19 protein-coding genes are annotated in these 23106 nt (G+C 40.3%); 1 reads left to right on the forward strand and 18 read right to left on the reverse strand.

Going from position 1 to position 23106, the window contains the following annotated elements; translation table 11 throughout:
* Positions 1–54: 54 nt before the first annotated feature.
* From G491_RS0110950 to G491_RS0111035, 18 genes are all read right to left on the reverse strand, one after another.
* The gene (locus G491_RS0110950) at positions 55–2487 is read right to left on the reverse strand and encodes a hypothetical protein (protein ID WP_028314629.1); all 2433 of its coding nucleotides are present in this window, start codon (positions 2485–2487) and stop codon (positions 55–57) included.
* Positions 2478–4283, reverse strand: coding sequence for an ATP-binding cassette domain-containing protein (locus G491_RS0110955; RefSeq protein WP_028314630.1), 1806 nt, complete (start codon positions 4281–4283; stop codon positions 2478–2480). The genes G491_RS0110950 and G491_RS0110955 overlap by 10 nt, the downstream gene beginning before the upstream one ends.
* Positions 4276–5499, reverse strand: a complete 1224-nt coding sequence (locus G491_RS0110960; RefSeq protein WP_028314631.1) for an ABC transporter permease — start codon at positions 5497–5499, stop codon at positions 4276–4278. The genes G491_RS0110955 and G491_RS0110960 overlap by 8 nt, the downstream gene beginning before the upstream one ends.
* A 34-nt stretch (positions 5500–5533) precedes the next feature.
* Positions 5534–6367 carry a hypothetical protein gene (locus G491_RS0110965; protein ID WP_028314632.1) on the reverse strand — a complete coding sequence of 278 codons (834 nt, stop codon included), beginning with the start codon at positions 6365–6367 and terminating at the stop codon, positions 5534–5536.
* A complete protein-coding gene (locus G491_RS0110970; RefSeq protein WP_169829423.1) occupies positions 6364–8004 on the reverse strand; it encodes a hypothetical protein in 1641 nt (546 codons plus the stop codon). The genes G491_RS0110965 and G491_RS0110970 overlap by 4 nt, the downstream gene beginning before the upstream one ends.
* A gap of 37 nt (positions 8005–8041) precedes the next feature.
* Entirely contained in the window at positions 8042–9001 is a 960-nt protein-coding gene (locus G491_RS0110975) for a hypothetical protein (protein ID WP_028314634.1), read from the reverse strand.
* Positions 8998–10263 (reverse strand): hypothetical protein, encoded by a 1266-nt coding sequence (locus G491_RS0110980; RefSeq protein WP_157468203.1) that lies wholly within the window; start codon positions 10261–10263, stop codon positions 8998–9000. Before G491_RS0110980 ends, G491_RS0110975 begins: the two co-directional genes overlap by 4 nt.
* Before the next feature lie 52 nt (positions 10264–10315).
* Positions 10316–13615: a hypothetical protein gene (locus G491_RS0110985; RefSeq protein ID WP_028314636.1), complete on the reverse strand. Its 3300-nt coding sequence runs from the start codon at positions 13613–13615 to the stop codon at positions 10316–10318.
* A 13-nt stretch (positions 13616–13628) separates the two neighbouring features.
* Positions 13629–15110 (reverse strand): hypothetical protein, encoded by a 1482-nt coding sequence (locus tag G491_RS0110990; protein ID WP_028314637.1) that lies wholly within the window; start codon positions 15108–15110, stop codon positions 13629–13631.
* Between the two features lie 140 nt (positions 15111–15250).
* Positions 15251–15901 (reverse strand): hypothetical protein, encoded by a 651-nt coding sequence (locus G491_RS0110995; RefSeq protein WP_157468205.1) that lies wholly within the window; start codon positions 15899–15901, stop codon positions 15251–15253.
* 11 nt (positions 15902–15912) lie between these two features.
* Positions 15913–16671: a transglycosylase SLT domain-containing protein gene (locus G491_RS0111000; protein WP_028314639.1), complete on the reverse strand. Its 759-nt coding sequence runs from the start codon at positions 16669–16671 to the stop codon at positions 15913–15915.
* 15 nt (positions 16672–16686) lie between these two features.
* A complete protein-coding gene (locus G491_RS0111005; RefSeq protein ID WP_028314640.1) occupies positions 16687–17139 on the reverse strand; it encodes a hypothetical protein in 453 nt (150 codons plus the stop codon).
* Complete coding sequence (locus tag G491_RS0111010) at positions 17132–17602, reverse strand: MotA/TolQ/ExbB proton channel family protein (protein WP_169829424.1); 471 nt, start codon at positions 17600–17602, stop codon at positions 17132–17134. The genes G491_RS0111005 and G491_RS0111010 overlap by 8 nt, the downstream gene beginning before the upstream one ends.
* Positions 17603–17902: 300 nt before the next feature.
* On the reverse strand, positions 17903–18607 hold the full coding sequence (locus G491_RS0111015) for a hypothetical protein (protein WP_028314642.1): 705 nt from the start codon (positions 18605–18607) through the stop codon (positions 17903–17905).
* A 59-nt stretch (positions 18608–18666) separates the two neighbouring features.
* Positions 18667–19677, reverse strand: coding sequence for a hypothetical protein (locus G491_RS0111020; RefSeq protein WP_028314643.1), 1011 nt, complete (start codon positions 19675–19677; stop codon positions 18667–18669).
* A gap of 41 nt (positions 19678–19718) precedes the next feature.
* Entirely contained in the window at positions 19719–20213 is a 495-nt protein-coding gene (locus tag G491_RS0111025) for a hypothetical protein (protein WP_157468211.1), read from the reverse strand.
* Between the two features lie 68 nt (positions 20214–20281).
* Positions 20282–21424, reverse strand: a complete 1143-nt coding sequence (locus G491_RS0111030) for a hypothetical protein (RefSeq protein WP_028314645.1) — start codon at positions 21422–21424, stop codon at positions 20282–20284.
* Between the two features lie 421 nt (positions 21425–21845).
* Positions 21846–22088: a hypothetical protein gene (locus G491_RS0111035; RefSeq protein ID WP_028314646.1), complete on the reverse strand. Its 243-nt coding sequence runs from the start codon at positions 22086–22088 to the stop codon at positions 21846–21848.
* A gap of 404 nt (positions 22089–22492) precedes the next feature.
* On the opposite strand from G491_RS0111035, the gene G491_RS0111040 reads away from it, so the two are divergent.
* Complete coding sequence (locus G491_RS0111040; protein WP_035218557.1) at positions 22493–23083, forward strand: hypothetical protein; 591 nt, start codon at positions 22493–22495, stop codon at positions 23081–23083.
* The last annotated feature ends 23 nt before the right edge of the window (positions 23084–23106 follow it).

Consider the following 23106-nt stretch of genomic DNA (forward strand, 5'->3'; position numbering starts at 1 on the left):
AGTCGTGGTCCCAAAAATGACCTATTTCAAGAGTGCCCACCCCCTACAATCTTACTACAGAACAGCGTCAGACGACTCACAGTTTTGCATTAAAGACTCATCCATAAGCGCAGTCTTGTCAGAAAATGTTTCTTGAGATGCGCGTATTGGTTCGGGATTAAGCAACGCAGCCTTTAGTTCCGGGCTAAAACTGTTGGTTTCAACAAGTATCTCAATCCATGCAGTGTAATCAGGATTCATGGTGCAACCATCTCCAGACATTGATCCGAACATCATTTCCAGGAACATTTCCCCCTTTAGTATATCGTCGTTGACTATTTGTGTATTTTCTGAATCTTTAAATGTTCCAGGACTGAACTCTTTTTCAATGAGACCGATATTTCTCATGGATCTCTGAGATCTACGCAGCATGGTTTGAGAAGTCTCTGGGTTGAAATAAACCTCATCCTTTAAGCCTTTCCACAGCCTTCTAACTTCATAAATATTTTCATTTTTTGCAAACTTTTCGGATGAAAAAGTTAATAGCGCCATAAGGAAGTTGCTTGATGTAGGGGCAAGTTTAACAGCCTCGCCATGAAGGCTGGACATTGCAATAAACCGGCTGAATTTTTCATTCCAAATATTGCGGTTTGCAAGGGGATCGAGTTCCAGTAACAACCCTTGCTTATCTACAGATTGGTCAAATTTTTTGACCAAATAGGAGTTCAGGAAAAATGAAAGAATTCCATCATCTTGTGGATAGACTTCTATAAGGTATTCTCCCGGCAGCAAGTACTCGTGTGGAATATCTGAAAAAACATGCTTCTTAGCTGTATATAATTCATTTAAATTGGAAGCCTTCTTGATGATCTTTAGATAAACATCGTTCGTAACAAGGCCTTTCAATTCCGACACATCAAATGAGAATGGAACTTTGACAAAAGCCTTCTTCGGTAAACGAATTTTTTCAACCCCCCTGCTTCTGATTTGTGCATTAGTCAATTTCAGCCCTTTTATCTCTCCTTCAAAAAAATCATCGTCAAGGGACCATCCATAAACAATTTTCGAGTCGCCTTCCGTGTAGACCTTGAGCTTGACCTTGCCCTTCTTTTTAGTGGGCCTAAACATTTTGATATCGCCTAAAGAACTATCCACTGGAGCGGCCCGAAAATCAAACCCCTGGGCAAGATCGTGCCCAATAAAATCTTGTATAATGACCTCTTTAAACTTCATGCTGGGCGGATAGTTTTCTTTAATGTCCGCCTTGAGTAAATCTTCCAACTTTCCCGCCGTCCATTTCATCATACTCCCTACCGAAGTTAACTCCTCCGGGGGGCAAACGTTTTTCATAGCTGGCGTAATAGAGCCCCCCTGCCTTTGGTCGGCCTTAGAGTATAAGGTAATCTTGGGCTTTGCAAATGGATTGTGTGTGTTGCCTCTGTCTATCCGGGCAAAATAGTCTGCATCATCAAGGACATTTTCGAGCGAAAGTCCGGACAAAGTATAATACACCTTCGCCTCGATGCGCCTTAAATGCCCAGCTTCAATTTCATCAGGAATGTGTTTCTTAAAGATTTTAGGCCCAACCCCTTCGTTGGCCAATAGGCGAGTTGAAAAAGCTACTTTGACTTTAAAATCCTTTTTGGTGGAAACAATGCATACTTCTTGTTTTTTATCTTTAACTTCAAGATTATTACAAAGGCAGTCTATGAGGCCTTCTGTATTTGGAATGGTACCTCCTGATATCCCGGACGCTGGAACTTTAATTGGAATCACCTCCAACCGAACTCTATTTCCATATTTGTCTTTCAGGCGAGCCAAACCGTCTTTTACAAGTTGCCTGTTGGTGCTGCAATTTTCAGGGATATCCCAATGATTCTTTTTACATTTAGTAACGTGATTTCGACTATATCGTATATCATCAAACAAGCTGTCTTTATTTGAATTGTAGCTTTCTGGCTTTTGGTTCCAGTCATGGAGATAGAATACAATCTTTCGATCTTCCTTTTCAGTGAGCCATGATTCCAAGCGGGTAAGATAGTTTATTAGATCGTCGTATTCCTTTTCTTCAAAATAAAAGGGCTTACGATTAACCTGATAATCAGGCTCCATGTCGCTGATAACTAAAATCTTGTCAATTTCATCAAAAATGTTCTTTTCTCTTAAATAATCTTCCGCCATTTTTAAACTGCCGTCAATCTTGGTGTAATTATCATTAAATGCAAATACTTTTTTTATTGTTTCCATTTTTTTACTTTTTGAACTTTTAATTATGGGGAATATATTCCTCTCTACATCACAATCCCCTACAGGGGCGAACCAAGTGGGCCCACTGATGACCGACATAATTGCCAGCAAGTTCTCCTGATAATTTTCACTCAATTCGGTCTTAATTGAACCCGAATTATCTAAAAACACTAATGTGTTAGCGCATGCAATCTTTGAGTAGAATATGGCCAGAGCAACGGCATACAATATGAAAAGAGTTTTCCTTATTGTTACATACATATTCCAACCTCTCCTTTTTCTTTAAGGGCCGCATGAATGCATCCCGGCCTATTTATATTATCGCACACATAGTACTTGGCATAAATACAACCACTATAGTCATCACCATTACTAAGGTTCCGCTCCATATTGTGATCAGGCTCCACACCTTGTAAAAACTTACCATAATAAGGATTCAACAGGGAGGGCTCCTCTTGTTCAGTTGCATTTTCATCAGAAGACAATTTAATGAGTTCGCTTTTTGACAGTTTTTCGTGGAGTAAAAACCCTTTAAACATAACTCTAAAGCTGTTGCACAGTCTGGTTATAAAACCTATATCATGACTCACCGCCAGAATAGAGGTATTGTATTGGATTGCAAAATTATCCAAAACAGTCACCAAAAGGTTTTCATTTTCCTGGTCAAGCCCTCGGGAAATTTCATCCAACAGAAGCAGCTTGGGCTCTTTAGCTGCGGCCGCATCATAGATATTCATAAACAACAGGGCTCGTAACAGGGAAAAACGGCGAGCTTGGCCCATTGAAAGAAGCGTCATCTGTTTTTTCCTGAATTCACATAGCTCTTTGCTACCAGAGAAAAGATTGAGATCGGAACCCAATTCCTCAAACTTTTTATCAAACAAATTTTTGGGAGCTTTTATTCTGCTTTGAATTCTATCCAGATTCTTCTTGACCGTTTCATTGGGGGCGAGTGCGCCGGTAGTGTCTTGAAACACCATTTGAATTCTACGACAGCGAGGCAGCATGGGTTGTGTTATGACTGGCTCCAAGCCGTCTCTGAAAGAAAACTCACTCAAAAGTCTTGATTTATAATCCGATTTACTAAATAAACTTCCGGCGATTCTTAACAATGTGGTTTTGCCAGACCCTGATTCACCAATCAACCCCAAACGCTGGCCATTTCGTAATTGTAGGTCATCCAGTTCCCAAAGACAGAAATCCTTGTTGCTGTTATAAACTGAGAAAGAACCATCGACTTTCAATCTATATATCACTGGATTTTGTTTAAATAAGTCACCGTCATCCAGGGTAGGGCAGTTTTTTGAACGGCCGCTTGGAAGGATCTCGCAGTCTTTATAGTCTTTTACGGCCTCCTTCTTCACCAGTCGCCCATGATCTATTTTATAATGCCTTAATTTTTTGGATTTTAACCATTCCCATTCCTTCCATTTATGGGTAACTAAAATCACCGTCCACTCAGGATCGTCAAAAAAATGTTCAATGGCCGTCACGGTAGCCCTGAATGATATACGGTCAATATCGGTTAATGGCTCGTCAAGAATTAAAATTCTTCGCTTTGATTTCTCGTGGTTGCGCTTGGCAAACATGAGAGATACCCGTTGGCACTCCCCCCCACTACAGTCTTTTGGCATTCTTGTGGCAATATATTGTTTATTCAGCAATAGTTCTCTATAGTCTTCATCACTACCAGGGCACTGCGCTTCTATTGCCCTATAGGGATGCAAACTGTTGACAGCGTCCTGAAATACCACCCTGCACGATTTATACATATTAGTTTGATTAATATAATCTTTGTATTGAAGCCAGGGCCCGGAACCTCCTTGCCGAAATTCTCCATTAACCATACTTGCAGGAGCTATTCCCAGTAAGGTTTTCAGGAAAAAGGATTTGCCTTCACCAGATCCCCCAGTAATCAAAACCTTGTCGCCTTGGTTAAGCACAAAACCCTTTCCCTTTTTATCGTGCGGATGCTCTTCATCGTTAGTGATGCTCAGCACGAAACCACTTCTTCTGGGAATCATTTCAAGTAGTCTAATATGTAATATTTCAGTCATCCCTTTGCAACTCGCTTAAATCAAAGAAAATGAAGGTTAATAGCAAAAGAAAAAATATTGCCATACTGTTCATTTTACGGTAATAGTTGACAATGCCATCATAAAATAAGGTCTCATGCTCAACCGGATGTAAGAAGTTATAAGAGGATGATTCCAGTTGTTTAGCCTTTTCTGAGTCCTTTTTATTTTTCTTTGCCTGAGACAAATAGTGTCTTAATTCCTTTCTTTGGTCTGGATCAATGATTGCATAATGGTGACGCAACATGAACGCGGCCTTGTTAGAGGCATTTTCATCCTCGAGAGTTTTAACCTCAAGCAGAAAATCTCGGAAATTCTTCCCCTCTCTATTCTGGGCCTTGGATAATGTATTCAGGTAATCAACTTGATTATAGTAGTATCCTCCTGTACAAAAAACAGAGTTCTCTTTTATTGGATCATTATATGGAGCAATAATGCTAAAAGAAAAATCTAGAATCATAATAAAAACAGCCACGTACAAAACATGCCGAATAAATGTCCTAAACAAAAACTGACGATAAAATAAATCAAAGCATAGTCGAAAATTACCAATCCCCATCATTCTTTCGGCATCAAACAATCCCGTCTTTCTAATAGCCAAAATTCGACGTCGATTTTGCCTTAATAAGAAACTGAACAGAAAAAGGCCGAAGCCAGTAAAAACGATTAATATATATAACCAGTTTGGAGCGCCATATTTTCGAACCAATCCCCTGGCAAAAACAATAAACAATAAAGCCCACAATATGTACGGAACAGAGTCAAAGAGATCTGCCAAAATAGATCCGATTCTCTTGAAGCTATAATGCCTGCTTTCCTCACATATAAAGGCAAAAACAAAAGAAAATGCTGCTATTAACAAAGCTGCAAATCCGATTTGACAAAAGGTAAAGCCCCAAGATTTAAAATACTTGTACCTAATTGAGCGTGCTGCGGCAGGCCCCATTGTTTCAACAGTCAGGCCGTGGAATTCATAAAAAAAATTTTCTACGCCCTCTCCTGGCGTCTCCCTTTTGGAGTTAAGGTATGGTAAAAAGGACTGGCTATTAGAAGTTTTTTGGAAAAATATGGATTTTACTGCGCTTTGAGTTACGTTCTCTAAAGAATTAAAATAGTTAAAACTGGAATAAACAACTAACAAGATGCCAATAGATAACAGTACAAACCTAATAACCTTTATATCGCCTAAACCAATCATTGAGATACGACCTCCAGGTGGAGCAGCTCATGGATCAAACGAGCATACTCCTCTTTGACTCCCATGCATAAAGGCATGTGTCCAGAAAAATTTTTAATGGCATAATAACGAGGGCCATACTTAAAAGATATGTAAAAAACTGTGCATAAGACGCATCTTCCATAGCAAATCGCAAAAGGTCGCCAACGACCCCTCCCGCGGCATCGGTCTCCCCTTGCAATAAGTAATCAGTGAACACAGTAAAAGAGAACAAGTATAAGAGCAAGGGGGACGTATTGCCCAGAAAAATCCAAAGCACTCTCTCTTTCAAGTAGTGAATTTTAGCCCCTCTCGGGCCAAGATATGAAGGCAGTTTATAAGGAGCCGATACAACATACAATTTTTTATACTCAGTAACTATTTCAAAAACAAATGTATAGAGAAAAAAATATAAAAGTGCATTGGATAGTAAAAGTGAAAGTGTTTTTGACCAAAAGATGCTTTCTCCAAACCAGGAATACAACGGGTCAACGTAACATACAATTGGTTTTGAACTGAAATATAAAAGACAAAAAAAGCTCGCAATTCCGAACATCAATGAAATCCGGACATGTACTTTTTTTATTCCAATTGAGGCAAATATACCAATAAGAAATGCGACTATCCAAAATATTACAAAAGCCCAAAAAACATCCTGTAACGTCCGAAAAGCAGCTTTAAAAGCATCCCAAACCATATAAATATCTGCAGTTTTACTAATCACCGTTACAGTTACTAAAGATATCGCCATTATGCCTGTTGCCGCCACCTTCCACTTGCAATATTTCAAAGCTGCAAGTATATGCGGCAAGATGCTCAGAACATGTTGATCTGGCGCGTTATTTTTCAATTCTTCAACCTCCATGACCTAATATTGTAAAATGGCATTACTTTTCTTTCATCATTACATTCGCATTCCCTTTTTAAATTTACGTCGAACAGGTCTCTGCGTTTAAACCTGCCAACAACTGCTACGGGAAAGGTTTCTCCAACAATAATCCCAAATTTAGAAACCCCGTCAGTGCCACCGGCTATGCATGCATCAATTTCATCTGACTCGACAACATCATTGGGAACTCCCAAAATATTAAGGGAGCTTCCGTCTTTTACAAACAACATGTATTTATGCCTAGAACGTCCGTAAAAAAATATATCGAAATTCATATCAAATTCTTTTTCTTCAATGATGGAGTTGTAGCCCCTTCTTCCTGTCACTGGTGGTTCAAAGGAGAAATTGACAATCCCTTCCCATATTTGATTTAGTTCCTCGGTCATTTTTTCAAAATCGTTTTTTTCGAAAGCATAGTCAATCTCTGGGGAATAATATATTTTTATTTTGAGGTTTTTAACATCCCCATGTTTCTTTGCAAATTTTTGGGCTTCCTTTCTCGTTTCATGAAAAGAAGGTGCGTTCATTCCGTTCTTCTGATCAAAACTTTCGTAAAGGAACACCCCTGGGGTAAGGTTTTCAACTTCATCACTTGATTCTTCTTGCCCTAGATTATCGTCAATCTTGATACCGCGCATTTTCCGTTTAATCGGTGAAAGATTCCAGACAGAATGTGTGAATATCGCTCTAAACTCTAAAGACAAAAAAAGATCCTCAAACTTTTCGCTATCATAATTGAAGCCGATATAGGTAAAACTATCAAGGTCTGGAGAAGCTTTGAACTCGTAAATATCGGGTGACACGGGTAGGGTGCTGGGAACTGAGAGTATTACATTTGGTCGTCTCTTGACATCACTAAGGGTTGTGGTCATCTCTTTTCGGAGATCATAATAGTTGAATTTGACGTTAGAAATATTTGTTTTCTGAGGATCTCTGGATGAAAGAGAAAGTTTTCTTGAATCGATGTCGCTAATTTTGTAATACCCTCCTGTAGCTTTATTATATATATCAATTCCCCCTTTCCCTACGATCGTCTGCGAATAAAAATCATTTGAAGCACAACGAAGTATGGGAAAATCTAAAATATTCATTAACACCCACGATTGGGCGCTTTTTGTATAATCTGCATACAATCTATTCCCATCAACTCTGAAGCGAAGTGCATGGTAAGGATTTTTGGGAACTTGTTTGATTTGTTCAACTGTATACGCAACGTCATTTATGGATAGTGCTGTGCTCGCGCAATTTGGACATTCATCATTGTTCAGGTCTAAAGTGAGAAAATTTGACCCATTTCGTGGTTCGTTTGCCTTCCCTTTGGCTTGGCAAATAGCACTACGTAAAAATGCGTTTTCGGACTCCGGGTCATCCAAACAACTTCTTGCATACAAAGTTTCCGTAGTGAATTGATTTAACACAAAAGATGGGTAACTTGCGTATTGAAGTGGATTCCAATCTGATGTGTATTGTATGGTTGATATACTTAACTCTACAGAGTCATTTGGTTCTATACCCAGAGCGAAATCTCCCCCTATCAGCAATATAGTCAAAGTAACCATTACATTTATCGCCGTTGACCTCCAACAAGATCTTATCATAAGTTGTCTCCCAAGCTCCTTATATTGTATAAATCCCTCAATTATGCAATACCAGTTTACTTCTCCATAAAATATCTTCTAATTGCTGCAACTCAGGATATCTTTTTTTTAAGTCATCCCGCGGGTAAAAAAACTCCTGTAGCACCAACCCAGGATTTCTAAAAGCAGCAAGCCGGGCATATTCCATATAGTAACAGGTGAAAAATTCAGATTTTTTTATCTCGAATGGTCGATTCCGCGGGTTCGCCAAGTATAAGTTAATTCCCCCAAAAGAATCCTCCGAGGAAAATTGATTATAGAATTCCCTTAAGTAAGGATTCGTAACTTCTGTTAGGGGCCATTCAACACTCTTATCACAAACATTCAGGACGTTTGTAATGAAGTAAACCAGAAAATTGTGAATTTCGGCTTCCCTTCCTGTTGCATTAGCATCCAATATTGCAAGTTCAGAGCAGTATTTTTCATCAACAAGATTTTGAAGTTCGGCAATCGCTGGTTCTAATCGGCGTGGATCCTCCAAATGGAAATTAATTTCGGGGTTGTCATATGGCTCTAAATAGTCGCCTTCAGAAGTGCTATCGATTATTGCCCGAGCATTGGCCACGTACAATTCAATCTTCTCTTTATCTTTGATACTTATTGCCTTCAAGTTGTGAGAACTATGCTCCACGATCTCAGTCTTTTCATTGAGATAGGCTTCAAGAACTTCGGCATGACACCGGACTAACAATTCATAAATAGTTTTTTTAACAAACAAATCAGTTATTTCCTGTGGAACATCTAATAGTTTAACATCGTCTACAGGATATGCTTTTTTAGAAATGTAAGATTCAGCATTATTCGCTCCGTGTTTTCCATCAGAGACAGTATTTGTAACTGAAGGACTTTCCTTTAAATTAAGACCTTTCTCAACATTCTGAAAGTGAATGACTATTGCGACAAGCAGTAGAGTAAACGTCGTAGTTGCAACTGCTATAAACCACGCTCCCCGCTTCATAATGTTTCCTCCAAAATTTTAAAAATCAGTATATTAGTAGAGGAACTGCTTGGCCTACCTTGCAACTTCTGCTTGACCGACGCTTGAACTGCCAGAAAATTCTCCCCCTTATAAGAAAATGGATACACCCAAGAAACATGATTAAGCGTTATTAATGTCTCCCCATCGCTTTTCGCCCAAACTTGCTGGTATAAAAAATGATCGCTAATCCATTCCGCCCGTTTCTCTAATATTTCCTGGTCATTTCTTCCCTCAATATCGTCCAAACGGTTTCGAATTTTTTTGTAAGCATTGCAAACACTAAAGCTATTGGGAAATCCAAGCTCGTCTTCACTGCATTTAGGGCCACATTTTATCCGAAACACCTTCAAACTGTCGCCCATCTTAGTAAAATATAATTCATCTCCAAGCCAAGCAAATGAATTGGGGTATAGAAAGTAATTATCAGCCCTGCAGTCATAGACATTTACGCGTGCAACAGTTTGCACGGGTTCTTTAAGATTCACGATATCATAAATGTATAATCCCCAGATATTGTTTTTGTCCACATAGGCAACCGCCAAATACTCCCCAGATTGTGAAAATCTCGGGTAAAATATCGGATTTTCACTTTTCAGAACCCTCTGGCTTCCTTTTTCGTGAATACAAACGCGGGGAAAGTTGTTTAAATCATGGTATGAAACAGCATACTTTTTCCCATCAGGATGCATGTCAAAATCAAAAAGACCTTCTGAGTTGTCAATTGTTTGTTTTTTCCCTTTTTGATCATACAAGTAATCATGACTAATAAAAGTAACCTTGTTTTTCGATTTCATCAATGTAACTGGTCTTTCATCTGAATTCATTATAGGCAAAGAAATCGGACGATTATCTGGAATACTTTTAAATATAAAATTATTGTCAACATCCTCCCAAAATATGGGTCCCCGAGAAAAAGAAACAAGCCTACCCGGAGAAGGGACTTGATCCAAAAAACTTACCTTCTCTTGATTGATTTTAATCTCAGGGTGAACCATAGCAGGCTCGAGGGCGCAAAAACCTGATTTGTCAGGCCCCATGACATGGTCTAAGTCATACGCAAAAAGCCTTCCTCCATCTGACGCCAAATCGATAAACATCAAGTAGTCGTCAGCAACAAAAGGGAATTTTAAACGGCCGCCTTCTGACAGCCAAGAAGGTGGAACGTTCTTTTTTGATACGTAACACCCAGTCTTGTACTCAACCTCAACTCCTATGGCATTGCCAGCGAAGACTGCTGCCATGAAGAAGACGAATAGCCCCCATTTAGACATTGCGTTGGAACATATCCTCATGCTAAAAACCTCTCACAAATTCCACAGAGTTTGAATTGTTCGATTTTTCCCAATACAAAACCTTTTCTTTTTCACTATTATAAGTAAGAAGTCGAACATCTTTGATGGGAATTCGTTTATCAAAAATCTCGTCTTTGTATCCGTCGGTCTTAGTAACAATCCAAGATTTCGTTCTGTTGTTATAAAGGAACTTTAGATTTTGTACCTGAACCCTGCCCTTTTGTTCTGTGACTTCATGGTTTACAATCAAGATAGATGATAAATTACGGAAATCTTTGTCCAAGGCTTTAATATAAATCTTGACATTTTCTGGAGCCACTGCCACAGCCTCATCAAAATAGTTGGTCAAGTCAATTTCTCCTGGAATCGAAGAAATACGCCCCTCTACGTCAAAACGCGTTACAGTTGCTATATATCGGTAGGTCTTAGCTCCATTACTAACACGTTGCAATCGCAGGAATCCCATGGCTAACCCTTTTGAATTGAAAAACGTGTCTGAAGACAGAACGGCATCACTGGAACCTTTCGAATGATATAAAATTTCTTCCTTGCAGCCACTGTTATTGGGCAAATAGGCGATACCCGCCCCTTTAGATAGACAGCACAATGAGTTCCCAAATTTTATGAGATTTACCCCACCATCACTTGCGCTCTCATCCTTACTCGTTTGCCAATGCTCGGGTTTCAATAAATGAAGTTTATGGATTTCTTTTGGAGGCGCATCGGTATTCAAAACCTTTTCCAAAAGGCGAGCGGAACCCTTTGCTGAGAACAAACAGGCTAAATAGGAAGTGTCTGTAAACTCTATGGTTAACGCAACCAAATCTCCTTGCCTGCCGTCAAAACTAATTAGCTTCCACTCCATCTCCCTATGGGAAAAAGTTAGAACCTCGATAGGACTTATCTGGACTGCAAAATAATCAAGGGTCTCATCTCGCCCTCCAATGGTCGGCGCAGAATTCAATTTGATTGGAGTACCAACAAATTGCCCGTTGGTTTTGCAGCATGTTTGAAAGTAAAACGGTCCCGACTTCATTTCATCTTCAGGGCCCATCAGAATGTACATATATGGCGACTGCAATAACGGGCTAAAACAACTTATAATAACATTGCCTTGCATAGGACTGATACTTACTGTATTGGTAGTGTAACCTGAAAATACTTCATCATTTCCCTCCAATCTTTCAAACTCGCCAGAAAATAAATCGGTTAAATAGTAAATATATGGATTTCCAGCTTCTACGCACCGCAAGGATCCACCATTATTTTCATTAACTGTCAGCGTGACTGATAAGTCCTGTGTTCGTTCGAGTGCCAGCACCACTCCCTCTTTCTTAGATAAATCCGTTTTATGTTCAAAAGGTTCTGCGTGAAAACCCATCATTTCCAAAACCTTTTTTGCCAGGTCGGATTCAACGCCAATCAAATGAGGAAGTGGATGGTTTTGAACCACCAAATCGTTATCGCTCAATACAATTTCAAGGTAGTTCTCAAAATTGGAAATATTTCTCATCTTGTTCCTGTATTTGCTTGTTACATCAGTTTCTGTCAGAAACTTGGCAATCGAAGGCTCCCATCTAACTGGAATCACTTCAATTTCATTCATACCGGCAATGCAATCTATTTGATCTCCTAAAGAAAAAAGAGTATTGTTATATTTAATTCCAATTTCAACATCGGGAAATATTCCTTCTTTATTCGTCACAGTAAAACTTCGAGGTCTTTTTACCTCTTGATTAACAATCAGGGTTAAACACTTGTCTTTATTGAATTTGCTGTCCAGCACTATTCCTTTCTCTTTTTTAGTTTCGTTGCTGTATGCAACTGAACAAATTTTGAACCCTAAAAGACCAGCCGCTTTTTGCGCATAATTTATGGTTTCTCCCTCAAAATTCGGTCGTATTGAATTTGATTCAATTTTAAGATCATTCGGCTCAAGATTGATTCGTTCTCCATTTTTGATGACTCCTATGTTTTTCTTAACCGCAGAGTACTTTTGTGTAACTGTATATTCTCGCATTGCACGGGCGACATCGTCAGTCCAAGCGACGGGTTTGACCTCAATAGATTTTACCTCTTCCACATATGGAATTTCTGCGTCTAAGTCATATGTCCCGCCATTGTATACCACCTTAATCTCGACATCTTGCAAAATATATTTTGGCTTGGTGACTGAAAAGTGCTTTGGTTTAGCAACCTCAGGAAGGTCTACCACAAGAGTTGTTTTTCCTTGAGCAGCGCAAACGAGGGGCTTTATTTTTGCTTCAATATCGCCTTCTATCCCATTCCCGTATTTAATGCCCACATGAAGGTTTCTGCCATTTCTAACGTAATCATTAATAAGCTCTACTTTTCCAGATTTTACTGTTTCTCCATTGACTACATTTCCCATATGCACATGGCCGATGCATTGATTTCCGTTCTTATCTGAATACAGAGAGACCGTGGCCTCCAAGCCGGAATCAATTAACGCGTCCGTCGACCTAATAAAAACAAAAGGAGATTTGTCTATGAATGGAAAATCACTTGGTAGATTGTTTACGCCTTCAAACATATTCGGGGAAGGGAATCGCTCCTTAACCCTCGCGACAAAATAATGCAAATTCAAAAGGTTGGGCTTGTAAGGTACGATAATACCTCTTGCTGCATCCCAAAAACGCTCTTCCTTAGCCTGGCCGTTGGCTGTTGTATAAAGCCCTAAATGACTGCCTTTATTATATTTAATGTAGCCCTCTTCATTTCCGGCCCCCATCTCCCCTACGCCATAACACCCATGTGCAATCAATAAAGACTGTGCTCCTCTATCGCGGATAGTCTTATCAATATGGAGGTTCAACTCATCAATATTTAAAAGATCAACAAACTCACCGTTTGGAAGCACCTTAACATTACTTGTAAGCATTGCATTTTTTATCGCGTGGGAATGGGTATAAATAAAAAGAAAATCCCCTTCCCCCAAAATAGTAATTTTCTCGTCAATCAATCTCTGGATAGTATCATCCTCTAAAAATTTGGATCCATAGAACTTTTCATCTGGGCAATTAATGCTAAACTCCTGACGTGGAGCGGAGTCTCCATAATAAATAATGGTTTGATCAAAATACTTGTTTATCACATCGTACATGCCCTGGAGGACGCTATGGGCATGGTCCAGATTATCAATTCCAGCAGCGTTTTTCGCTTCTTTATCAAAAACTTTAGGCGCGCCGAAAAGCATGGCATATCTATTTCCGGCGTGAACCGTTGAAGTCAAAGCCATTGCCATAAAGATTATAGCAAATATGGCAGCTATTTTTCTCATTTTAAACCCCCAACTACCTAAAATTTATAGGTTTTGAAACGGCCAAAACACTTAGACCACCGTTACTAATTTCCCTGGTGATAAAATTAACACACTCGTTGTCACCATTGAGGCATGAAACCTGAAACCTATGCTCCAAAAGATAGACTTTGAAGAACATATCAGATGGCGGCTTTACGCCCGCTTTTCCCCAATCAATGGTCAGGGTTTTTTTCTGGAACTTATCAATATAGGAATCGTTGTGGCGTATTAGCGGATAGGGGTAATCAGGTTCATTTCCATAATCAACTTCTAGTAAAACGTACCCCTCATGGCTGGACTCCACTTCCAAAGAAATTTTGTCATCTAAAAATCTTTTTGAAACAATGTTAATTGCTGGCTTTGACTGTTTATTATCTACCCAATAAATTTGGGACAAACAGTCAAACTCATCTCTTTTACCCAAGATAACTTTACCGTTTACTCGTTCCACCGAATGAAAGTTTACTATTAATCCCAAGGCCTCTAACTCACTATTACTTCTTATAATATCGCCTCTTTTCACCAACATTGCGTGAGTGGCTGTTGCCGGCGCAAAAACGGCTTCACCATTATACAATTCGTTAAAAATTTTCCATGTTTCCACTCTGGGAATAACTGAAACTTTGGTTCCCATACCAAAGAGATTGATCGCGTTCTCAATGTGATCAGGTAACTTAGATTTAATGTTTTCAGGCAATGATTCATCTATAATCATATCCAAAACCAACGGCCGCTCTGGATTTACAGCGTTATACCTACACAATAATGCAACGCCCATTATTCTTCCCAAAGATGCAGCATCGGCTGCTGGAGAGTCAGGGTAGCCTGAAATAAATTGGTAATCGCCTAACTTCCTTCCGCCATCTTTTGCGTAAAACTTATCGACGTTTCGATATTTTTCAGCCTTGAGAATTTTCTCGATTACACATGCTGCAGTATCAAAAGCTCCCTCTGCATTCCTTATCACCACTGTCAGTTTAACATCCTCATCGCTTTCACCGACATGGATATATCCAATGGATCTGGGCGCAGTTCTGCAAGGAAGTTGAGGTTTAATTCCTGGAGGGGGTTGAACATAATAGACAATATCGGTGTTCCCAAAAACATATGGAAGCACACCTTCGGCACCATCAGTTGTCTTTTGCGCCTCAATCATTCCGCTTTCCAATTGCTTTCTGAGGCCATTCATTAACGTTGTCGTCTTTCCATAAGGAATGCTAGGATAATCAGGGTTAGCAATAAGCAATAAAACCGGCAGGATATTCTCTGCCTTACAAACATCATATATTTCCTGGGCGCATTCCTGAATTTGTTCTTGATCGTCCTTCCTGCATTGCCTTTCTTTTGAAGAGATGCTGGAATCCCCGGAAAGGGAGGCACAGCCTGAAACAAATAGGCATAAAGCCATCATAAATACTGCGCACATCATGGTAGCCAAGCATTCTTTTACCTTATGACTTTTTTTGAATTGCATGTCCTCCCTCCCTGCATGCCAACTATACTATTAACGCGAAAGATCAGCTGTAACAGTTGAGTACTTGTTACACTCAGCAGAAGTCGCTTCTTCCAAATATAAACAAAACAGACACTACCCAAAATTACTGTTCATAGGTATTATAATTGATAATTCTGGTAAAACTCCAAACGCTCCTCGTCATTCTCAAAAATCTTAAAACTGGAAATGCTGTTAAGAGCTTTAATCATGTCCCTTAATTGGGGGGTAATGTCTAAATTGGGCGTGCCATTTTTCTTGATGACCTCAAGCATGTCTTTTCCTATAATAATTTTAACGTTGCTTTTAACTCTTGAACGCAATGCATCAGAGATATTATTAGGATAGGTGTTGGCTTCAGGCCCCACGATTCCGGTATGGATCGGAATGTTCAAAACGACTCCTTTGTCGAAGACAATTTGCCCGGAAAAATCGTATTCCACTTTTCCTTCCCAATGTTTGGCGGTTTCGCCGTGGTAGGTGGTTGTCTTTTCAACTAATTCCTTTTCATCGAATTTTCCAGTCAGCTTTACCTCGAGAAGATCTAAATCCGAATTTTGCTTGTCTAATTCCCCCCTTAATTCCTCCGCGATTTCTTTTCCTATCTGGGAAATTACACTGTCTGGGTCCATGTCAAACCCGCCATGATTCAGGATGGGTTCCGTTTCGGCGCCTTTCATAGAGGAGGCCTTTTGCAGCGGGTCATTGGCATTAGTCGATTGAACCGCAATGATCATAAATGCTGAAATTAACAGTGATGTGATAAGTCTCATTTTGGTCATTCCTATGCAGAAAAGCCGTAGTCCTTTTTTAAAATGGTTGCATGCCGTAGGATGCGTTGGCAATAAACGTCCGGATCAATGGTTGTAGACCCATCTGTATAGTATATTTTACGCACGACCTTCTGGCCCTTAACGCCCTCCCTCCCTCTGTAGTAATATTGCAGGGCCATGCACCAGTCTTCATTTACTGATTTATCAAAATGTTGTTTTGGGTAGTCCTTAACTGACAAATCAAATTGCTTGCTTAGATAGTAGGCTCCTGCCATTATAGCCGTTTCCGGGTTGTTTCGGTTATCCCCAATATCTATGCCCCTTTCTTCTAACTCACATTGGATCTCCGTAAAAGTGGAATCTATAATTTGAGTCAGACCCTTGGCGGAAGACAATGGTTTTCCATTTTTGCCAATGGGAACGGCCTCAGGCCTACCTGAGGATTCCTGATATATCAACCCGGCGATGATAGAAGGGGGGACTTTAAAGGTACGGGCAGCTTGCCAAACTTCTTTTTTGTATGGCACTACTGCTTTGGATATTATTTCCTTGTATTCTTTGGTGACGTTTTCAATGGGGCCGGTTTCGTTCTTGATGGAGTAATCTCTTTTATAAATCATCTCCCAGACCTCAAGATGTTTGCTGGCCTCCTTTAAAAGTTTCAATCCCTCTGACGCCGCAGCCATTCCGGAAAATATTATTGCCAGAATAATGAGCCAGCCCACACTATTTCCGAAATGTAAGATAAGTCGAGTTTTAATTTTACTCATTTCATATCCTGTTTCTCACTTACTTTCCACAAATTGAACAGATACTCCGCATCTGTTTAATCTCCCAGTCAAATCCACGGCGTCCACTCCTGATATGGATTCGTCAGTAATGAGCACAAAAGCGGTAACATCCTCCTCTTTTACGCTGTCCGCATCATTAAGGGCTTTTCGCAGCCCGGAGAGATCTGAATCATTCAGCCAAAAATGATCACCGTGAAATAATAATTCCACCTTTCCGCTACGTTTTACCGTTTTTACCACTAAAGATTTATCAACAACCTTATTCGGATCAAGTATAGCGTTGGCTTCAACAGGGATGGCCGGCACCCCGCCGCCCCCGGGATGGATAGTCATTAAGGCAAATGAAAAAAGCAGCATAACCATGAATAAATAGGCGAACAGGTCCTTGCCGGGATCCTGCAGCGCCAAAAAAGGATCTTCCCGCCTGCAGCCGAATCGCCTACCCATTATTTTTCTCCTCAAAAGCGGGATCTGGGTTTGCATCCGCTTCCATAAGGCATTTTAATAGGGAAGAGATTCTATGATTAATTTTTTTTTCAAATGCTTTGAGCCTTGGTTGTGTCCTTACAGCAAGAAAAAAGATAATAACGGCGCCTATAGCTGAGCTTAATAGTGACGTCAATAGAGCCGTGTTCAACCCCCCCTCAAAAGCCTGCGAAATAGCTTGCGTCGCTACCACATTCTGAGTGCTCAACGCCTTAGTCATCTCCTGAAACGCAAAAATGGTTCCATAGATCGTCCCAAAAAAACCCAAAAGAATGGCTGAATTGACTACGCCGCCAATGCTGGCGACCTGGCTTGATATTTCAGTCTCATATTCCAACCACACCTGGTCAACGCAAGAATCCACCCATGATTGATGATAGTTTACGCCTGGCTCAATGGGCAATAAGTCATCGATCCATGTCATGTCTTCTCTGGCTCTCAATTCGCCCCACACCTTGATTATTTTATATAAGATTGCTATTGCCAAGCATACAAAAAGCAATACGAAAACCAGATCAAGGCTTTTGTATAGTTCAGACGGCGTCATCACTTTCTACTTTCATTGTCTGTTGGACTAAGAGCGCTCTCAAAAAATCAATATGCACTTTAAGGACAATGCGTTGAGTTTGAATCCCAACCCCAAAGGGATATTCACTCTCGTATTAAAGGCACCGATTTAAGGCGAGCTTTCTGAAAATAAAACTCTTGGTTCTGTTTTTGAAACTTAAAGTCTGTTTACTATTTCGGGGTCAATGATTGTTTTATCCACTTGAGTGGGCGCATAACTGAGCCAAGCAAAAACCTGATCAATTCTGGAAACCATTTCATCAGGTACTAAGCCCATTTTTTCATTCTTTCTGTAGAGTTTCACTGCATCACTGCTTAAAAAGTCTAACTTTTCCTTGACAAACGAAGTACTGCCTGTAAAAGAGTCCACTTTAAACGATGGCGGATACTTGATGTTTTCTCTGATTCTGTCGATTAACAAATCCACGCGCCCTATCCTGTCCTCCCATTTGCCGGCAGTTGAGTTGCTCAGTTCTTCAAATTCATCCTCTACGATTTGCTGGTCAGACGTCAACAACAGTTGAGCTTCCTCAGCAGTCATTTCATTGGCGACCAGTTCTTTTTCATATTTGCGCTTTACCAGCATTTTCTCAACCGCAAGTTGCTTTCTAAGCGTTGCTTCATAATCCTTGTAAACAATGGACTTATTGGCATGATAAACGGCTTCTTTGCAATCATTAAAGATGGAATCCTGCACAAGAAGGCTAATAATTTCTTTGTTGCTGATTTTGCTTGATTCTTCGTCAATCTCACGTTTAAGTTCCTTATTGCTTTCCTCATAGGATCCTGCAGAAGATTCCCCCACTTGAAAAGCCACTGCTAAAACCAATAACACACAAAAAACTATTCTATAATGGCGCATAATTATCTCCCTTACAAGATTACTCATCTAAGATGCCATTGTTATTGCCAAAAAGCCCTCTAATCCAAAGTTAACCCTTTGTAGCGGGCCAATCTTTCATCGTTGCTTTCTCCAACATTGATGTTGGGCATTCCGCTTGGATTGTTTTTGTACTTTTCATCTAGTATACGTAAAGATTCCAAGCCTTCGTCTCTCATTAGCTTGTTCACATTATCCATTGCGGCTCCTGTTTTATCCATAGCTAAACTGAGATTCCTAAAAGCTATTATGCCTTCACGGAAAGACTTTGAGGCTATAATCATATCATCGCTGAAAGCCCCTGTATTCACCTGAGAAAACTTACGAAATAAGCGAATAAAATGACTATGGAACTTATCAGCGGCAGGGAGAAAACTATTTTTCATCAACAAGGCATTATCCTTCATTACCTTGTTGAATTGTTCAAGAAACTCGTTCTCCACTTTCATACTTTCATAGCTGACAATAATATTTTCAATTCTATCAAACTTTCTATCTATCGTATTTTGTAGCCTCGCCTTGCAGGAATCATTCCTACATCCTTTTTGTTCGTTAATAAGCCGTTTAATTTCTTTTTCTAAGGCTTCCTTGCCGCGAACCAGTTCACGACGCCTCTGTGGGATTTCGGCGTTCATTCCCCGCTCGGAAATGGCTTCAATCTCATCCACCCCTCTAATTACCATTTCTTTCAAGCTATTGACATTTTCAGTGGTGGATGAGGCATTCTTTGCCAAAGGGGAGTTCAACTTCACCACCGCAAGTCTAATTTTTAATGTGAGATTTTTACTCAAATCTTCAGGAACCTGGCCGTTGTAGCGGGATTCTGCCTCTTCCCATTCATTAATTATCTTGTCAATTTCAGTTTTGAATTCAACCATAGCCTTGGCAACTCCGTCTAACCCACTAACTGCATCCCCAGTAGCGTCTGTTATCCCCTTGATAGTTGTCACGGCTTGGTGAATGGATTCTTCCGTGGTGACTGCATGGCAAACAGGCGAAAACACCACTCCCATGAGCAGGATTGCCAAAAGAACTTTCCGTATTACTAACATGCCTTCCTCCTTGATTAGTGGAAATATGGGCCTTTTACTATTTATTGCTGCACATAACCAGGATCAACCTTTTTCAACAGGCGTTTAGAGCAAAGCTCAACTTTTTTAGCCCGTCCGTCCATAGTTGAAAGGCTCCAGTCATAGATCGCGCGAAGAAACTCTTGGTCAGCCGCCCTCAGTTTCAATCTACCACCGGCTTGAGAATCTTCAATATTTGAAAAATATTGACATGAGGCCGCTACAAAATTCTCCATTTGGCTTTCCTTGTTAAAAGCCTTGATCGCTTCCACAAGCACGTCGTTGTCAACCCTCCGGTTGGCGTCAAGAATCTTGACAATCATAGCCATTCTGGCATCCGCATACCTGGAGTTGTCTTTAGTTTCGCGGAAAAACCTGTCAATTTCGGAATTTGACAACTCTGATACCGGCATAGTTTGCATTTGATCTACCGTCAAAGGGGCCGCCGATGGTTGGGGAGATTTTTCAACACACCCCGCCAATGATAAAGCCATAAGAACTGCTGCAATAATTGTCATCTTTCTCCTCATAGTATCTCCCCTTTCTGACCTTCTACATTGGGTGCTATAGTAAAAACGCCTATTAACTATTTAACCTGTACTATGCCCTTTTCTATGAAAAACGCTGCATCAGGATCCTGATTTATTAAGTCGCCGGGCAACAATTTCCAACCCTGTCCATCATCATAATACAACGGTATGATAAACGCTTGGCCCCTGGAGTCCACACCTGCATTTGAAGTCAAACGCCCGGCCGCCATTCTTACGGATAACATGCAATTAGGGGAATTCCTTTGGGACGTATGCCACTTTCGTACTGCATTTAATTTATTAAAAAAATAGCCGCAGTATTGTTTAGGAACAACGTAGTAGACGCGCTCAATTTTGCTTGAGCCAACTTCCTTGGAATACTTTTTTCGCCAAGCACGTAGTTCCTCTTCATGGTCATCCACGCAAGCCTCAATTTTAATCGGATACACAGCATCCAACTCGTCATCTTGAACCCAATCAAAATCACGAAAAGAACTCTTTATAAAAATACCGCCGTTGCTTGAAATCAGCGCCAACTTCATATTCAAATAGGGATAAAGAGTTTTTAACATGTATCCTCTCGAATTTTTTATCTCCCAGGAAACATTCCCATCCCCGTCCCAGGAGGCGCTGTTAAGATCGTTGTGCAAAGAAAAAAAATCGTTTTCTATGCTCTCCGAGGTTTCAACTCCCTGTACGGATGTGAGCGTTTCAAAAGCAGACGTCTTTTCCTCCTCCTTTTGATTTTCTTGCTCCTGCACTTCTTCTTTCTGGGGATCTGGCTTCATTTCGGGCTTAGCGTCATCACTGTCAGCATGTTCGTCAGCTGATTCCCCTGCAGTCTGAGTTTCCTCTTCCTGCGGGCTTTCATCCTTCTCAATTCGTTTATCCGATTCCACCCCCAACGTGGTGGTTTCATCCATTGCACCATCCGGCTTTTCACTCAGTTGTTCTGCACCGACATCTTTCGTATCTTTGGCCGCATTGGAATTATGATCTGTAGGTGTATTTGGAGAAGAGGGGGTTGGAGGCGTCGAACCGGGAAAAGGCTTTCCTGTCTCAACATATCCTGAAGAATCATCTGATTTTCCCCCGCCAACCAGGGGTGCGGCCATCTGCCATAAAAAGAGAATTATAGCCAAAATGACAACCGCAATCAGCAGGTAATTCAATTCCTTTCTCAACTTGTCCCTTTGCATTGACGCACCCTTCCGAAAAAAGTCACAAGATTCAGTTTCTCACAAAATGACATGATAAGTTTAAGGTGTGCACCTTGCATTAAAAGGATAAAGACCGCATTGCACATATACTTCACTGCTCCCAAACTGATTTGCAGAAATGAATCAAAAGGCCGGGGCCTATATGAAGATATTATCTTGTATTAGAGCGTCATACTAATTACCCTAACAAACAAAAGTCAAGTCAATTTTTAGATGTTTTTTTTATTGCTTTAGGGCAAAGAATTCGTCTTTGCCATTTTCGTTATCCCAAGCCTTCGGGAAAATGTGCGGATTAGGATTCTACGTGATTTTTGATTGTTTAATGGATTATTTGGCCACTCACAACAATTTTTTAATTTGCATAAAATACAGATATTAGTTTGAAAGTTATTAGAATGATTTAAAGGACAATGCCAGAGGAGTACCTTTTGGGCAGGGCCAAGGGAGTAGCTGTCTCTGCTTGCGCAGAGGTCCCTTTTTCACCAAAATTGAAATCAGCGCTGACAATATGAAGAAGCGGTCCGTTCTGGTAGTCCTTCGACATCAAAACTAATTCATTTCCAACAGAATGAATCTCCTTAATATTTAGCCGTTCTCTATTGGGATCGATTATTCTTTTTAGCAGCGCATCATATGAACCCAAGAGATTATCCCCTTGTTCCAGTTGGCAAATCTCCCCCCCAGTTCGAGCCTTGTAAAAATAACTTCCACACGCCGCCACAGCAAAGTCTCAACAAATGTGTCCCTAAAACACGGACTTTTCAATTATCAATTCTATGAACGAATACATACACCTATAGATATTAAATGTCAATGAATAGAACTATGTTGGGTGCGCCGACGCTTAGCTCTATATGCTATAATTCCAAGAAGGTAAGACTCAAGCAAGCTCAAATTCCGGCACACTAACCCCAGAGAAGAAGTGAAAAAGTTTGCGTATTTTGCATGTAGAGGCACGTACCTCAAAAAACTGGACAGGAAATTAAGGCTGACACTATATTAATCGAAAGGGAATATATTGTACAGGATTTGGATATCTTAACAACCATGTGGATAAAACTGACAAAATCCAATAAGACCAAACTGTTCTTTACCTCTGATCATCATTTTGGTCATGAAGCTATCATTCGATTCTGCAATCGGCCTTTTGAGAGCCATGCAGAAATGGATGCAGAATTAATCCGTCGATGGAACGAGGTAGTTGATTTTGATGATGTAGTTTTTCATTTAGGGGATTTTACACTACGCAATAAAAAAGACGCTCGCCATTATTTTTCAAGGTTGAGAGGCAATATCAAAGTACTTGGGAATCTCTGGCATCATGACAAAGGATGGCTCCCCAGAAAACCAGGCCCATCCGATCTGCAAAGCAGGAGCGGGACTCCCATAGAGATTCTACCACCCATAATAGTTGTTGATATAAAAGGGTTAGTTGAAGACAATAAAAAACAACGTATTGTTTTATGTCATTATCCCCTTGCTGAATGGGATGCCATGCACTACGGGGCCTATCACCTGTATGGCCACACACATGGTAATCATGTTAACCTTGGCCTATCTTTTGATATCGGGGTCGATTGCACCAATTTTTATCCCATGGAATTTTCTGATGTAGTAGAAAAATTCAATTGTTTTTAACCTATTGCTAACCATTATATCAA

It is taken from the genome of Desulfatibacillum aliphaticivorans DSM 15576, from assembly GCF_000429905.1.
GTDB lineage: Bacteria > Desulfobacterota > Desulfobacteria > Desulfobacterales > Desulfatibacillaceae > Desulfatibacillum > Desulfatibacillum aliphaticivorans.

What these genes read in the sequence shown, in the direction of transcription:
- G491_RS0110950 (WP_028314629.1), bottom strand. Translation starts at nt 2,487, where the DNA reads ATGTATGTAACAATAAGGAAAACTCTTTTCATATTGTATGCCGTTGCT.
- G491_RS0110955 (WP_028314630.1), bottom strand. Translation starts at nt 4,283, where the DNA reads ATGACTGAAATATTACATATTAGACTACTTGAAATGATTCCCAGAAGA.
- G491_RS0110960 (WP_028314631.1), bottom strand. Translation starts at nt 5,499, where the DNA reads ATGATTGGTTTAGGCGATATAAAGGTTATTAGGTTTGTACTGTTATCT.
- G491_RS0110970 (WP_169829423.1), bottom strand. Translation starts at nt 8,004, where the DNA reads ATGATAAGATCTTGTTGGAGGTCAACGGCGATAAATGTAATGGTTACT.
- G491_RS0110975 (WP_028314634.1), bottom strand. Translation starts at nt 9,001, where the DNA reads ATGAAGCGGGGAGCGTGGTTTATAGCAGTTGCAACTACGACGTTTACT.
- G491_RS0110980 (WP_157468203.1), bottom strand. Translation starts at nt 10,263, where the DNA reads ATGGCAGCAGTCTTCGCTGGCAATGCCATAGGAGTTGAGGTTGAGTAC.
- G491_RS0110985 (WP_028314636.1), bottom strand. Translation starts at nt 13,615, where the DNA reads ATGAGAAAAATAGCTGCCATATTTGCTATAATCTTTATGGCAATGGCT.
- G491_RS0110990 (WP_028314637.1), bottom strand. Translation starts at nt 15,110, where the DNA reads ATGCAATTCAAAAAAAGTCATAAGGTAAAAGAATGCTTGGCTACCATG.
- G491_RS0110995 (WP_157468205.1), bottom strand. Translation starts at nt 15,901, where the DNA reads ATGAGACTTATCACATCACTGTTAATTTCAGCATTTATGATCATTGCG.
- G491_RS0111000 (WP_028314639.1), bottom strand. Translation starts at nt 16,671, where the DNA reads ATGAGTAAAATTAAAACTCGACTTATCTTACATTTCGGAAATAGTGTG.
- G491_RS0111005 (WP_028314640.1), bottom strand. Translation starts at nt 17,139, where the DNA reads ATGGGTAGGCGATTCGGCTGCAGGCGGGAAGATCCTTTTTTGGCGCTG.
- G491_RS0111010 (WP_169829424.1), bottom strand. Translation starts at nt 17,602, where the DNA reads ATGACATGGATCGATGACTTATTGCCCATTGAGCCAGGCGTAAACTAT.
- G491_RS0111015 (WP_028314642.1), bottom strand. Translation starts at nt 18,607, where the DNA reads ATGCGCCATTATAGAATAGTTTTTTGTGTGTTATTGGTTTTAGCAGTG.
- G491_RS0111020 (WP_028314643.1), bottom strand. Translation starts at nt 19,677, where the DNA reads ATGTTAGTAATACGGAAAGTTCTTTTGGCAATCCTGCTCATGGGAGTG.
- G491_RS0111025 (WP_157468211.1), bottom strand. Translation starts at nt 20,213, where the DNA reads ATGACAATTATTGCAGCAGTTCTTATGGCTTTATCATTGGCGGGGTGT.
- G491_RS0111030 (WP_028314645.1), bottom strand. Translation starts at nt 21,424, where the DNA reads ATGCAAAGGGACAAGTTGAGAAAGGAATTGAATTACCTGCTGATTGCG.
- G491_RS0111040 (WP_035218557.1), top strand. Translation starts at nt 22,493, where the DNA reads ATGTGGATAAAACTGACAAAATCCAATAAGACCAAACTGTTCTTTACC.